Annotated in this window: 10 protein-coding genes; 4 read left to right on the forward strand and 6 right to left on the reverse strand. The window is 59.7% G+C overall.

Annotated elements, in window-relative coordinates; all coding sequences use genetic code 11:
• Positions 1 to 60: 60 nt before the first annotated feature.
• Together aspS and AC13QY_RS18105 are read right to left on the reverse strand one after the other, a co-directional pair.
• Complete coding sequence (gene aspS, locus AC13QY_RS18100) at positions 61 to 1,851, reverse strand: aspartate--tRNA ligase (protein ID WP_113329044.1); 1,791 nt, start codon at positions 1,849 to 1,851, stop codon at positions 61 to 63.
• Positions 1,852 to 2,043: 192 nt separating this feature from the next.
• Positions 2,044 to 2,568 carry an endonuclease domain-containing protein gene (locus AC13QY_RS18105; protein WP_308936582.1) on the reverse strand — a complete coding sequence of 175 codons (525 nt, stop codon included), beginning with the start codon at positions 2,566 to 2,568 and terminating at the stop codon, positions 2,044 to 2,046.
• Positions 2,569 to 2,777: 209 nt separating this feature from the next.
• Between AC13QY_RS18105 and AC13QY_RS18110 the strand changes: the two genes are divergently transcribed.
• From AC13QY_RS18110 to AC13QY_RS18125, 4 genes are all read left to right on the forward strand, one after another.
• On the forward strand, positions 2,778 to 4,169 hold the full coding sequence (locus AC13QY_RS18110; RefSeq protein ID WP_113354702.1) for a multicopper oxidase family protein: 1,392 nt from the start codon (positions 2,778 to 2,780) through the stop codon (positions 4,167 to 4,169).
• A gap of 170 nt (positions 4,170 to 4,339) precedes the next feature.
• Positions 4,340 to 5,485, forward strand: a complete 1,146-nt coding sequence (gene rnd, locus AC13QY_RS18115; RefSeq protein ID WP_113354701.1) for a ribonuclease D — start codon at positions 4,340 to 4,342, stop codon at positions 5,483 to 5,485.
• Positions 5,486 to 5,676: 191 nt separating this feature from the next.
• A complete protein-coding gene (locus tag AC13QY_RS18120; protein ID WP_113354700.1) occupies positions 5,677 to 6,729 on the forward strand; it encodes an adenylate/guanylate cyclase domain-containing protein in 1,053 nt (350 codons plus the stop codon).
• A 164-nt stretch (positions 6,730 to 6,893) separates the two neighbouring features.
• Positions 6,894 to 8,252: an esterase-like activity of phytase family protein gene (locus AC13QY_RS18125; RefSeq protein ID WP_113354734.1), complete on the forward strand. Its 1,359-nt coding sequence runs from the start codon at positions 6,894 to 6,896 to the stop codon at positions 8,250 to 8,252.
• Between the two features lie 51 nt (positions 8,253 to 8,303).
• Here the strand turns inward: AC13QY_RS18125 and ppx are convergent, their stop codons facing one another.
• The 4 genes from ppx to AC13QY_RS18145 form a co-directional block, all read right to left on the reverse strand.
• On the reverse strand, positions 8,304 to 9,824 hold the full coding sequence (gene ppx / locus AC13QY_RS18130; protein WP_113354699.1) for an exopolyphosphatase: 1,521 nt from the start codon (positions 9,822 to 9,824) through the stop codon (positions 8,304 to 8,306).
• An 11-nt stretch (positions 9,825 to 9,835) separates the two neighbouring features.
• On the reverse strand, positions 9,836 to 12,037 hold the full coding sequence (locus tag AC13QY_RS18135; protein WP_113329050.1) for an RNA degradosome polyphosphate kinase: 2,202 nt from the start codon (positions 12,035 to 12,037) through the stop codon (positions 9,836 to 9,838).
• A 75-nt stretch (positions 12,038 to 12,112) separates the two neighbouring features.
• A complete protein-coding gene (gene hdaA, locus AC13QY_RS18140; RefSeq protein ID WP_113329051.1) occupies positions 12,113 to 12,826 on the reverse strand; it encodes a DnaA regulatory inactivator HdaA in 714 nt (237 codons plus the stop codon).
• A 2-nt stretch (positions 12,827 to 12,828) separates the two neighbouring features.
• The gene (locus AC13QY_RS18145) at positions 12,829 to 13,959 is read right to left on the reverse strand and encodes an AI-2E family transporter (protein ID WP_488487117.1); all 1,131 of its coding nucleotides are present in this window, start codon (positions 13,957 to 13,959) and stop codon (positions 12,829 to 12,831) included.
• Positions 13,960 to 14,002: the final 43 nt, after the last annotated feature.

The raw sequence follows: 14,002 nt of genomic DNA on the forward strand, positions 1-14,002 counted from the left end.
CGCAAAAAACCCGGCGATTTCGGTCGCCGGGTTTTGCATTTTGACAAGCTCTCGAAGGACTTAGTCCTTCTTGACCGGCGGCACCGGGCGGATCGCCAGTTCGCGCAGCTGCGTCGGCGTTGCGGCCGAAGGAGCGCCCATCAGCAGATCCTGTGCCTGCTGGTTCATCGGGAAGAGCGAGATCTCGCGCAGGTTCTTGGCACCGACCAGCAGCATGACGATACGGTCGATGCCGAAGGCAGCACCACCGTGCGGAGGCGCACCGTACTGGAAGGCACGATAAAGGCCGCCGAAGCGCTCTTCGACGTCCGTCTGGCTAAGGCCGACCTTTTCGAAGGCGGCGACCATGGTTTCCGGCGACTGGTTACGGATCGAGCCCGACGCGATTTCGAAGCCGTTGCAGACGGCGTCGTACTGGAACGCCTTGATCGTCAGGGGATCCTGGTTCTGCAGCGCCTCGAGACCGCCCTGCGGCATCGAGAACGGGTTGTGAGCGAAGTCGATCTTCTTTTCTTCCTCGCTCCATTCGAAGAACGGGAAGTCGACGATCCAGCACAGCTCGAAGCGATCGCGATCGATCAGGTTCAGTTCGTCGGCGGCACGGTTACGGGCTTCACCGGCAAACTTGTAGAACTTGGATGGATCGCCGGCGACGAAGAAGCAGGCGTCGCCGTCATCGAGGCCGAGCTGGGTGCGGATCGCATCCGTGCGTTCTTCGCCGATGTTCTTGGCAAGCGGGCCGGCACCTTCGAGCTTTTCGCCTTCCTTGCGCCAGAAGATATAGCCGAGGCCCGGCTGGCCCTGGCTCTGTGCCCAGGCGTTCATGCGGTCGCAGAATGCGCGCGAACCGCCGGTCTTGGCCGGGATGGCCCAGACTTCGACCTTCGGGTTGGAAGCGATCATATTGGCGAAGACCTTGAAGCCGGAGCCGGCAAAATGCTCGGTAACGGCTTCCATGACGATCGGGTTGCGCAGGTCCGGCTTGTCGGAGCCATACTTGCGGATGGCGACGTCATAGGGGATGCGCGGCCATTCCTTGGTGACCGGCTTGCCGTCTGCAAACTCTTCGAAGACCTGGGTCATCAGCGGACCCATCGTGTTCCAGACGTCTTCCTGCGTTACGAAGCTCATTTCGAGATCGAGCTGATAGAATTCGCCAGGCAGACGGTCGGCACGCGGGTCTTCGTCGCGGAAGCACGGCGCGATCTGGAAGTAGCGGTCGAAGCCGGCAACCATCAAAAGCTGCTTGTACTGCTGCGGCGCCTGCGGCAGCGCGTAGAAGGTGCCGGGGTGGATACGGCTCGGCACCAGGAAGTCGCGTGCGCCTTCCGGCGACGAGGCCGTGAGGATCGGGGTCGTATATTCGGTAAAGCCCACTTCGCCCATGTGGCGGCGCATGGAGGAGATGATCTGCGTGCGCTTGACGATGTTCTTGTGCAGCGTTTCGCGGCGAAGATCGAGGAAGCGATACTTCAGGCGTACGTCTTCCGGATAGTCCGGCTCGCCGAAAACAGGCAGCGGCAGCTCCTTGGCGGCGGAGAGCACTTCGATCTCCTGAGCATAAAGCTCGATCTCGCCGGTCGGCATGTTCTTGTTGACAGTGTCTTCCGTACGGGCTTTGACCAGGCCGTCGATGCGGATGACCCACTCGCCACGAACGGTTTCGGCGAGCTTGAATGCCGGAGAATCAGGGTCGGCAACGACCTGGGTGATGCCGTAGTGATCGCGCAGGTCGATGAACAGCACGCCGCCATGATCTCGGACGCGATGAACCCAGCCGGCAATGCGGACGGTCGAACCGACGTCGGACTTGCGCAGGGCGGCGCATGTGTGGCTGCGATAGCGATGCATAGTATATATCCTGGGCTTGGCGGGCGGTGGCGCAAGGACATGCAAACCCCTCGCCCGCCGACGAGAAAATCGGGCGGAAAAGCGCATGGTGCGCCCGATTTGTCAAGGCTCGAACGCATGGCTTATCTCGCCCCCGGCGGGCGAGAAAGCAAAAACTTAGGCTTAGATGAGGGCTCGTCCCTCTTCTAAGTCTTAGTTTTTGCAAGAGAGGGGGTAGGTAGGGATGCACCCAATCTTTGAATTATACGAGCGAGAAGAGGACCACCGCTCTTGCAATTTCAATGACTTAGAAATTGCGCTGCGCTTTGGAAAGCGTCGCAGCTCCCAGTTCGCAATTCCTAAACCATTGAAATTGCTTTCTCGCCCGCCAGGAGCGAGATAGACCTGCACTCCGCTATTTTTCAGCTCTGCCAGAATCGTCAGGCAGACTCCCTCAAGATTTGTTGTGACCTCATGGTTCCAGACTCGCATTGTACGAAAGCCCTGCTTCGAGAAATGTGCGTCTCTCGCTAGATCCCCGATGCTTTCGGCGTGTTGGGCACCGTCGACCTCGACAATGAGCCGCGCCTCGAAACATACGAAATCGAGAATGTAACCATTGATCGGAACCTGTCGCTTAAATCTGAATCCCTCAAGCTGGCTTCGACGCAAGGCCTGCCAAAGCATGTTTTCAGCCTTGGTGGCATCACTGCGCATTGTTTTCGCGAATTGGCGCAATCGAGCCGGTACGTCGGCGGCGCATGCGCCCTCCTGTTTTGGCGATTGCGTCCAGGAAAGAATACGGCTCTATCGAGATCCAGCATGACGATAAACATATCGACAGCCGCAAGTAGCTGCTGCGGCAGTTTGGCTACCTCGATGCTATTGCTGAACATCACGGTCAACTTTAAACAGACATCCATATATCTTCGCCCCCGGAGCCCGATATGCCGATCCTTACCCGCCGCAATCTTTTGAAAGCTTCAGCCGTTGCGGGCGCTTATGGCGTCGGTATCGGGATCGCCGGGAAGTTTGCGGGCAAGGCGGCGGCCGCCGAGCCACTCACGCTGAAGACGGCCAAGATCGAGGCAAACCTTACCGACGGCGGCAAAACCAAGAACGTGCTCACCTATGGGGACGCCGGCATTCCGCCGGTCGTGCGCATGAAGAAGGGGGAATCCTTCGCCGCGCGACTGATCAACGGCATAGACGAGCCGACGACCATTCACTGGCACGGCATTCGTCTGCCCAACAATATGGACGGCGTGCCCTTCCTCACCCAGCCCTACATCTATACCGGTGATCATTTCGATTACGCCTTCACGCCGCCGGACGCCGGCACCTTCTGGTATCATCCACATTGCAATACGCTGGAGCAGATGGGCCACGGCATGACCGGCGTCATCGTGGTCGAGAACCCCAAGGATCCCGCCTTCGATTCGGAAGTAGTGCTCAATCTGCGCGATTGGCGGCTCGGCAGCGACGGACAGTTCATCGCCCAGTTCCGGCCGCGCGATGCGGCCAAATCCGGCACCTATGGCACGGTGCGGACCGCCAATTGGCAGCCGGAGCCGCGATATGACGCGCCTTCCGGCGGGCTGGTGCGGCTGCGCATTGCCATCACCGACGTCACGCGCATCTATTCCTTCCGCATGGACGGCGCCGAGGCGACTGTGATCGCGATCGACGGCAATCCCGTGCCGCAGCGCTTTCCGCTCGATCTTTTGCAGCTCGGACCGGGACAGCGGCTGGAGCTTGCGGTGCGCATGCCCGACAGCGAAGGCGCGGTCGTCAAGCTCGAGGACATCAAAGGGACCAATCCGAAGGTGCTGGCGACGCTACGCGCCGTGGGCGCATCATTGAAGCGAGACATGCGCGATCTGGCGCCGCTCGAAGACAATCCCGTGCAGAAGGCAGACCTCGGTTCCGCCACCCATATTCCGCTGATCCTGAGCTCGACGGCGGAGAACACCGCCGACAACAGCATTTGCGGCTCGCTCGGCTACAGCTTCTGGGCAATCAACAAGGTGCCGTGGCCGGGCGATACGCCCGATCCGACCGCGCCGCTTGCCGAACTCAAGCTCGGCAAGAGCTATATCATAGACATGGAAAACGTCACGCCGCACAGCCATCCGATCCACTTGCACGGAATGAGCTTTACCGTCATCTCCTCTTCGACGCGGCAGGTGCAGCCCTTCGTCTCCGATACCTATCTGATCCAGCCGGATGAAAAGGTGCAGCTTGCCTTCGTCGCCGACAATCCCGGCGACTGGCTACTGCATTGCCATATCATCGAACACCAGAAGACGGGCATGACGAGTTACGTGCGGGTGGCCTAGCCGGTCGCGAGCCTCTTCAATTTCCAGTGGCCTTGGTCAAAGCCATCACTGTTTTCGGCAATTTCAGCGAAAAGCGAAATGCGGCAAGGGCTTTGTCCGCGAAAGTATTGACATATCCGGCTGAAAGGAGAAGGAAGTTAAGAAAGTATTTTACCATTGAATGTGTTGATATGATCGAAACTACCGCCCAATTGGAGGCGGCCTGCCAAGAGCTGGCCAAGTCGGAATTCATCACCATCGATACGGAATTCCTGCGAGAAACGACCTTCTGGCCGGAGCTGTGTTTGATACAGATGGCAAGCCCCACCACCGAAGTGCTGGTGGACCCGCTGGCCAAGGGGCTGGATCTGGCACCCTTCTTCGAACTGATGGCCAACCCATCGGTTTTGAAGGTGTTTCATGCTGCGCGCCAGGATATCGAAATCATCTTCCATCGCGGCAATCTCATTCCGCATCCGATCTTCGATACCCAAGTTGCGGCGATGGTCTGCGGCTTCGGCGATTCGGTTTCCTACGATCAGCTCGTCAGCCGCATCAAGAATGTCCATATCGACAAATCCTCGCGCTTTACCGACTGGAGCCGGCGCCCGCTCTCGGAAAAGCAGCTCGACTATGCACTCGCCGACGTGACGCATCTGCGCGACGTCTATCTCTCGCTCAAGGAGCAATTGCAGCGCGAAGGGCGCGCCTCCTGGCTGCAGGAGGAGATGGCGATCCTGGAGGCGCGCGAGACCTACGACCTCCATCCGGACGACGCATGGCAGCGGCTGAAGATGCGGCTGCGCAAGCCGCAAGAACTGGCCGTCCTTAAATTCGTGGCCGCCTGGCGCGAACGCGAGGCCCGCGCCCGCAACGTCCCACGCGCCCGCGTGCTGAAGGATGACGCGATCTATGAGATTGCGCAGCAGCAGCCGAAGGACACCGAGGCGCTGGCGCGGCTGCGCACCATCCCGAAGGGTTGGGAGCGCTCTGCCGCCGGCACGGCGGTGCTTGAAGCGATCAACGCGGCGCTGGCGCTGCCGAAGGCAGAAATGCCACATCCGCCGCGCCACCAGCAGGCTCCCGAGGGCACGGCAGCGGCTTCCGAACTGTTGAAGGTCCTTTTGAAGCTGATTGCGGAAAAGCATGGCGTTGCGCCGAAGGTCATCGCCAACAGCGACGATCTCGACAAGATCGCCGCCGAGGGCGAGAAGGCCGATGTTGCGGCTCTGACCGGCTGGCGTCGAGATCTTTTCGGCGAGACTGCCCTGCAGCTGATCCAGGGTCAGGTGGCCCTGCGCTTCGTCGGCAAGCGGATCGAGACCATCGCCCTCTAGCAGCGACATTCTCCTTTTCCGCCGTCTTACGATTGCGTATGTTTCGTGTATCGAGATGCCGGCTGTCATCACGATTGCGCCGCAAATCTCGTGAAATGAACGTCTTGTGTAATCGTTCTATTCGATGACGTTCCAGTTTGCCGGCGCAATCCCGCGTCGATGACAGGCGTCGCTTCTCGGCGGAAAAGTGAATGGGCATCTTCCATTCGATGCGCAACTGGATCCTGACATCGCTATTCGTCGCTTCGACGGGCGTCATCTACGGCAAGCTATTCTTCCCACAGGCGCCGATGTATATCGGTGCCGTCTTTGCGCTGTTCTGCGGCATGCCGCTGCTGGTCTTCGAACGCCGCATGATCCTGCCGCGGCTGAACGACTGGATGCATCGGCTGCCGACGCCGGCTTTCATCCTTTCGGCCCTGGTCGTCGATTTCCTGCTGATGAGCGCCGGCTACGCCATGGCGGGCAGTATCATGAAGCTTCTGGGGCTGGTCGATGGCTCCTGGGAAGATCTTACGCTGCTGAAGATAGACGTCTATCTTTATGCTGTCGTCGTCACCGCCATTGTCATTTTCATCGGCCGCGTGCGGGAATTGCTTGGGCGCGACGTCTTCTCCAGCCTGTTGACTGGCCGCTACCGCAATCCGGTGCAGGAGGAGCGCGTCTTTCTGTTCATCGATCTCGTCGGCTCGACTGCTTTTGCCGAGGAACATGGCGACCTGAAAACGCAGGAATTCCTCGGTGCGGTATTCGGTTCCATGGCCGAGCCGGTACGGCGGCATAAGGGCGCGATCGACGACTATATCGGCGATGCCGCCATCATCACCTGGCCGCTCCAACGGGGCGTCAAAAATGCCAATTGCGTGCGCTGCGTCTTCAATATTCTCGACGCTATCGAAAAAAACGCCGAAACATGGCTGAAATCCTATGGCAGGGTACCGCGTTTGCGGGCCGCTCTCCACGGCGGCAGCATCGTGACGGCGGAAATCGGCGTCGACCACCACAAGATCGCCTATTTTGGCGACACGGTGAACACGACCGCAAGGCTGGAGTCTCTCTGCAAAACGCTGGAGCGTCAGGTGCTGATTTCAAGCGACCTTGCCAGAAGGATGGAGCTTCCCGAAGGGATCATCAAGGAAGAGCTCGGCGAGCATGCCGTTCGCGGCCGCGATCAGCACCTTGGCGTCATCGCCCTTCACGCGCAGGACCAGCAGGCGCTGAAGACCATTCGCAATATATCGTGAGCAATACACATCGCTAGCTGCAGTCCGATATTGATGCACGCCAGGGCTTCACAGCCTATGGGTTGTCCACAGTCACCAAATCTTCACCTGAGCGTTAATTCACCGACATGGCTCCCCTGTTAAGCGGGATTGTTTTCACCACTTCTCGCCAACAAGGTGACATGATGACCCGAATCCTTTCCGCTTCCACGGCACTTTTCATTCTGCTTGCCGCCTCGGCGCAGGCAGACGAGCAGCAATTCAAGGCAAAGCTCGTCGGCCAGGCGATCCTGCCGGCCAACACCATCACTGCCGCCCCAGCCGATGCGGCAGATTTCTTGAAAACGTCAGGCAAATTCACCACGCCGGATCGCAAGCGCACCGACGCTCTCGGCACCGTGCCGGGCAAGGATGGCGCCCGCGTCACCGACCTGAAGCTGCCCTTCGCCGGCCAGCCGATTCAGGGCTTCTCCGGCATCAAGACCATGCCCGACGGTACCTTCTGGACGCTCTCCGACAACGGCTTCGGCTCCAAACAGAACTCTTCCGACGCGATGCTTTTCCTGCATCAGCTGAAATTCGACTGGGACGGCGGCAAGGTCGAGGTCGTCAAGAATCTGTTCCTGTCCGACCCGAACAAGAAGGCCCCCTTCCCGATCGTTATGGAAGGCGCCGACAAGCGTTACCTGACAGGCGCCGACTTCGACATCGAATCGATCCAACCTGTTGCCGATGGCTTCTGGATCGGCGATGAATTCGGCCCTTACCTGCTGAAATTCGACACGAACGGCCAGCTGACCGACGTCTTCGCAACGACGCTCGACGGCAAGCCGGTCCTGTCTCCTGACAATCCGCTGATCCAGCTGCCCGGCAACCCCACGCAGAAGATGCCGGCCTTCAACCTGAAGCGCTCCGGCGGCTTCGAGGGCCTCGCCATGTCGAAGGACGGCTCCAAGCTCTACGGTCTGCTGGAAGGCCCGATCTACAAGGATGATGGTCAGATGGAGAGCGTCGACGGCAAGACGGCCATCCGTGTCATCGAATTCGATGTTGCGTCGAAGAGCTGGACCGGCCGCAGCTGGCTCTATCCCTTCGCGGACAAGGGTGTGTCGATCGGCGATTTCAACATGCTCGACGAGACGACGGCCCTGGTCATCGAACGCGACAACGGCGCCGGCACGAAGGACAAGGCCTGCGCCGATCCCAAGCAGCCGAAGCCGGATTGCTTCGAGGCTCCGGCCGAGCTGAAGCGCGTCTATAAGATCGAGTTCAGCGACGCCAATGTCGGCAAGTCCGTTCGCAAGATCGGCTATATCGATCTGCTGCGCATCGAAGATCCCGATCACAAGCGTCGCCAGGGCGGCGGCGAAGGCTTTTACGACATGCCCTTCGTCACCATCGAGAATGTCGACCGCGTCGATGCCACACATATCGTCATCGGCAATGACAACAATCTGCCCTTCTCGGCAGGCCGTGCCGTCGATAAGGCTGACGACAACGAGTTCAGCCTTCTTGAAGTGGGCGATTTCCTGAACGCGAAATAAGTCGCGGCGAAACGGCCTCTCCCTGGTTTGCGGGGAGAGGCTTCAAAAAACCTATTCGAAGCGGAAGGCCAAGCGGCGGTTCGTAAGCTTGCCGAGCTGCTGCAGGCGCCCATCCAGTCGCTCGCCCGCAAAATCGTGATACTCGGCGGGGACGACGAATTCGAGGTCTAGATCCGGATTTGTCGAACGGCGGAACGACAGGTTGCGGACAATACCGGGCATTGACGCCGAGAAGAGATAGACGACACGCAACAGGCCGCCGAGCAGCTTGGCCCGCTCGATGTAGAGCGGCGTCGCGATCGTTGCCAGCGGCTCGGTCGCTCCATCGTCGTTCAAACCCTCGAAGCGATAGTAGTTGGCAAGTGCGATGAAGGCGCGGCCGGCATGGGTGATGCCGACGAAGGAGGTGTGGGCGATGATGTTCAGCGCCTGCAGGCCGCGATAATCGGGATGGGCGCGCCAGCTGATGTCGGCAAGCAGGCAGGCTGCCTGGCGATAGCGGCTCTCTTCTTCGGTCTCGGTGATACCGAAAAAGGGCATCATCCGCCCCGTCCAATCGGCAAGCTCGCGGGCATGTTCCGGCGAACGCGCACGCAGGATGGCAAGCTCGCCGGCTGCGGTGAGCAACGGATCGCTGTTGCGCTCCGCCTCCGTCAGCAGCGAATAGAGATAACCTTCACGAACGCCCTGAGCGGAGAAGGAGATGACGGACGGCTTCATAGCGGTCAGTACTTCGCGCATGGCGACCGCGCCGAAAGGCAGCAGCGAACGACGATGCTTGGAAACCGCCTGCAGAGCGGGGTCCTTCGAATCCTTCGATTCGACGATCTGATCCAGAAAGCGGATCATCTCATCGAGCGGCACTTCATAGCCCTGCATCATGTGCAGCGGATATTTGCGGATTTCCATGTGCAGCTTGGCCACGCTTCGCCATGTGCCGCCGACCGCATAAAAGGTGCGGCCCTCGCCCTTGTTCAATAGCTTCGCCGTCTTGACATGCTTGCGCGCGAAGCTGCGCGCCTTCTCAATCGAGCCGCCAGCATATTCGGAGAGGCGCAGGCCGCCAAGCGGCAGCGTGATGCCCTTGCCGATTTCCCGATCCTTGATGTCGATCAGCTCCAGCGAGCCGCCACCAAGATCTCCGGCAATGCCATCGGGATGGTAAAAGCCGCTGATAATGCCAAGCGCGGAAAAGCGTGCCTCTTCTTCGCCCGAAAGCACCCGCACCTTGCGCTGGAGGATGGCTTCTGCCTGATGGATGAACTGCGGACCATTGCTGGCCTCACGCGCTGCGGCTGTCGCCAGCACGTAGATGGTGGATGCGCGCGCCTGATCGGAAAGCGCCTTGAAGCGATGCAGCGCAGCAAGCGCCCGCGCCACGCTTTCCTCATCCATCTTCCCCGTCAGCGCTATGCCCTTGCCGAGGCCGCACAGCACTTTTTCGTTGAAGAGGATGGTTGGCGACCGCGAATGGCCTTCATAAACGACAAGGCGGACCGAGTTCGACCCGATATCGACAACGGAGACAGGGGCGATGCCCGGAAGACGCCCCTGGGCTTCTGATTCAACCATGCAGGTCCAATTTATTTGTTGCGGCCCGACAGCAGCCCAGCGATGAGTTTCGGTGCGCTGGATTTCAAGGCTTCACCACGGCCGGACAGGCTGGGATTGGTCATGAAATACTGCTGTGCATTGAATGGCTCTTTTCCCTGACGCACTTCCATGCGCCGTGAAGTCCCGTCCGGCAATATCTCGTAGCTTTGCTGATTGTCAATGATATTGCCCAGCATGATCTGTGAAAGCACCTGTTCATGCACGGTCTTGTTGGTGAGCGGCACGAGCGTTTCGACGCGGCGGTCGAGGTTTCTCGGCATCATGTCGGCCGAGCCGATATAGACCAGCGCCTTGTCCGACGGCAGGCCGTGGCCATCGCCGAAGCAGAAGATGCGGCTGTGCTCGAGGAAACGGCCGACGATGGACTTGACGCGGATCCTTTCCGAAAGCCCGGGAATCTGCGGGCGCAGGCAGCAAATGCCGCGCACGACAAGCTCGATATCGACGCCGGCGTTGCTGGCGCGATACAGAGCGTCGATGATCTCGGGATCGACGAGCGAATTCATCTTCATCCAGATCGCTGCCGGATGGCCGTTCCTGGCATGTTCGATCTCGCCTTCGATATGCTGAAGGATGCGCGGGCGCAGCGTATAGGGCGAAACGGCGATCTTCATGCCCTGTTCCGGCTCACCGTAACCGGTAATGAAGTTGAAGATGTTCGCCATGTCATGGGCGATCGTCGGATCACAGGTGAAGTAGGAAAGATCGGTGTAAATCTTGGCGGTAACCGGATGATAGTTGCCGGTGCCGAGATGGCAGTAGGTGCGCAGCTTGCCATCTTCGCGGCGCACGACCATGGACATCTTCGAATGGGTCTTGAGCTCGATGAAGCCGAAGACGACCTGCACGCCGGCGCGCTCGAGATCGCGCGCCCAGCGGATGTTGGCTTCTTCGTCAAATCGAGCCTTCAGTTCCACCAGCGCCGTAACCGATTTGCCGAGATCGGCTGCATCGATCAGCGCGCGGACGATGGGACTGTCATTCGACGTGCGGTAAAGCGTCTGCTTTATCGCCAGAACATCAGGATCCCTAGCAGCCTGGAGGAGAAACTGGACCACCACGTCGAAGGATTCATAGGGGTGGTGGACGACCATGTCCTTTTCACGGATCGCGGCGAAGCAATCGCCGGCATGTTCGCGGACGCGCTCAGGAAATCGGGCATTGTAGGGCTCGAAACGCAGATCGTCGCGCGGCGCCTTGCAAATTTCGGAGAGCGTGTTGAGCGCGAGAAGGCCGGGCAGAACCGCGATGCGGTTTCCCGGAACGTTCAGCGACTCCACCACGAACTGGCGAAGCTCGAGCGGCATTTCGGAGTCCGTCTCGATGCGGATCACGGAACCGCGGCGGCGACGCTTCAGCGCGGTTTCGAAGAAGCGCACCAGATCTTCGGCCTCTTCCTCGACTTCGATATCGCTGTCTCGAATAATGCGGAAGGTACCGGAGCCCTGCACTTCGTAACCCGGATAAAGCCGGTGGATGAAGATGTTCACCACATCTTCGAGCGTGATGTAGCGGATGACGTTGCTGGCGTCAGGCAGGCGCACGAAACGATCGAGCGCCGGCGGCAGGCGCAACAGCGCCGTCATCGGCTCGCGGCCATTCATGCTCTTCAGCTGCAGCGCGATCGAGAAGCCGAGGTTCGGAATGAACGGGAACGGATGGGCCGGATCGATGGAGAGCGGCGTCAGGACCGGGAAGATCGCCTGTTCGAATTCGGTATGGAGCCACTGTCGGTCGGCATCGGAAAGGGCGGCCGGGCGTACGATCAGAATATCTTCCTTGGCGAGATATTGCTGCAGGACGGCGAGCGAAGCCTGCTGCTCCATCTGCAGATTGTCGATCTCGCGCAGGATATCATCGAGCTGTTCGGCAGGCGTCTTGCCATCTGGGGTGCGCACGAGAATCTTCTGGCGGACCTGGCCCTCAAGACCGGCAACGCGCACCATGAAGAACTCATCGAGGTTCGCGGCGGAAATCGAAAGGAAGCGGACGCGTTCCAGCAGCGGATGGGCGGTGTTCAGCGTCTCTTCAAGGACGCGGCGGTTGAACTGCAGCCAGGAGAATTCGCGGTTGATGAAGCGCTCGGGGCTGGTCAGCAATTCGCTGACCGCAGGTGCGGTCTCTGGATTTTCCTGGTTGGCGTCCTGATGTTCCGTGAGTGCCGAGTCCATGTTCCACCTACCCTCTTTCCAATCCTGTGCCACGTATATCAGTTTGACGACGGAACTGTGACAGTCGATGTCAGCTCAATCCGGCTGACCGGAGCCACCCAGTTCGTTCAAGACCTCGGCTGCCAACAGGCGCGTGATCCTTGTTCCTCGCGCCAATGCCAGCCGGTCCAGCCTGTCGACGATCAGCTGCGCTGCGTTCAGGGAACGCTCCATGCGATTGACGATATAGAGGACGAGTTTGTCATCGATATAAAGCTGGCGATCGGCGAATAGCTTGACGATCACCTGCGACAGCAATTCCTCGTCCGGCTCACCGATCTCGACCACCGTCGCCGCCTTCAGGCGCGAGCGCAGGTCGGGCAGCGTCACCGGCCACGACATCGGCCAGAGCCGGCTCGTCATCAGAAGACTGGTGCCGTTTTCGCGCACACTGTTGATGACATGAAAAAGCTCGGTATCGTCAAAACCGAGGCGATCCACGTCTTCGAAAATGACGGGGCCGTTCGCCGCTGCAACTGCCGCAGCGGAGCCGGCCACCGGGTGAATGTGGACTGCCCCACATCGCTCTGCCCAGATGCTGGCAAGATGCGATTTGCCCGACCCGACAGGACCGGCCAGGATCACCACCGGCGACGGCCAGTGCGGCCAGGAATCGACGATCTTCACCGCCGCGCTCAAGGGATCGGCGACGAGCAGATCGTCGCGCCCGTTTGCGGGATCATGCGTAAAGGCCAAGGGCAGCTGCTCGGCGGCCTTGCGCCTTAGATCAGCGTTCTTTGCGTCGGTCATGTCTAGCTATTCTCGGTCTTGCCGGCCTTGGCTCTGCGCGCCTTGCCCGCTTCCGAGCGTCCATAATAGAGATCGCTCTGAAGGTAGCGCGAAAGGGCGAAGCGGACAAGAACGCCGCAGGCGGCAGCGGCCGGGACCGCTATCAGCAGCCCGACAAAGCCGAAAAGCGCACCAAAGGCAAAAAGGGCGAACATCAGCCAGACCGGATGGAGGCCCACGCTTTCGCCGACAAGCTTCGGCTGCAGCACATTGCCTTCCAGAAACTGGCCGGTGAAGAAGACGACGAGCGTCAGGCCGACCCAGAGATAATCCGGCCAGAACTGAACCAGTGCGACGCCGACGGCCAGAACGAGGCCGACCATCGAGCCGACATAGGGAATGAAGCTGATCATGCCGGCGAAGAGGCCGATCAGCAGACCGAAATTCAGGCCAACCAGCGAGAGACCGACGCCGTAATAGACGCCGAGAATAATGCAGAGCGAACCCTGCCCTCGAATGAAGCCGGCGATTGCCTGGTCGATCTCGCGAGCGATCTGGCGAACGGTGGCGACATGATCGCGCGGGATCCAGTCGTCCACCTTGGCGACCATCCGATCCCAGTCGAGCAGCATATAGAAGGCGACGACGGGTGTGACGACTATCAGCGAGATGATGTTGACCAGCGCCTTGCCAGAGCTCCAGAGCTGCGCGAACAGGCCGCCGACGAAGCTCAAACCTTCGGACATGATGCTGGAGAAATTGTCCTTGATCGCGCCGAGCTGGTTGCGGATCCAATCCGGCAGCACCATCGTCTGCGCCTTGGCGATCAGCTGCTGGATCTGCTGCACATAGGTCGGAATGTGCTGGATGAAATCGTTGAACTGATTAACGATAATCGGGATGAAGATCGTCAGCGCCAGCGCGAAGATCAGTATGAAGGAGACCAGGATTACCACCGTCGCCATCAGGCGGCTGAGGCCGATCCGCTCCAGCCGATCGGCGACCGGATCGAGAAAATAGGCTACCGCCATGCCAGCGATAAACGGCAGCAGGATCGTGCTGAAGATATAGATAAAGGCGATGAAGACGACGAGCACGATCACCCAGAAGGTGACTTGACGCTTGAGGCTCGCCCCGCTGACCTTTTGCTCCATCGTCTTCCCCGTTGTTTCGCGCCCGTTTGCCGTGTGCTTAGGA

The organism is Martinezella sp. CNPSo 3795, assembly GCF_057784475.1.

Coding starts and splice junctions, on each gene's coding strand:
- hdaA (WP_113329051.1), bottom strand. CDS start 12,826: ATGACCGACGCAAAGAACGCTGATCTAAGGCGCAAGGCCGCCGAGCAG.
- AC13QY_RS18135 (WP_113329050.1), bottom strand. CDS start 12,037: ATGGACTCGGCACTCACGGAACATCAGGACGCCAACCAGGAAAATCCA.
- aspS (WP_113329044.1), bottom strand. CDS start 1,851: ATGCATCGCTATCGCAGCCACACATGCGCCGCCCTGCGCAAGTCCGAC.
- AC13QY_RS18145 (WP_488487117.1), bottom strand. CDS start 13,959: ATGGAGCAAAAGGTCAGCGGGGCGAGCCTCAAGCGTCAAGTCACCTTC.
- AC13QY_RS18125 (WP_113354734.1), top strand. CDS start 6,894: ATGACCCGAATCCTTTCCGCTTCCACGGCACTTTTCATTCTGCTTGCC.
- rnd (WP_113354701.1), top strand. CDS start 4,340: ATGATCGAAACTACCGCCCAATTGGAGGCGGCCTGCCAAGAGCTGGCC.
- ppx (WP_113354699.1), bottom strand. CDS start 9,824: ATGGTTGAATCAGAAGCCCAGGGGCGTCTTCCGGGCATCGCCCCTGTC.
- AC13QY_RS18120 (WP_113354700.1), top strand. CDS start 5,677: ATGGGCATCTTCCATTCGATGCGCAACTGGATCCTGACATCGCTATTC.
- AC13QY_RS18110 (WP_113354702.1), top strand. CDS start 2,778: ATGCCGATCCTTACCCGCCGCAATCTTTTGAAAGCTTCAGCCGTTGCG.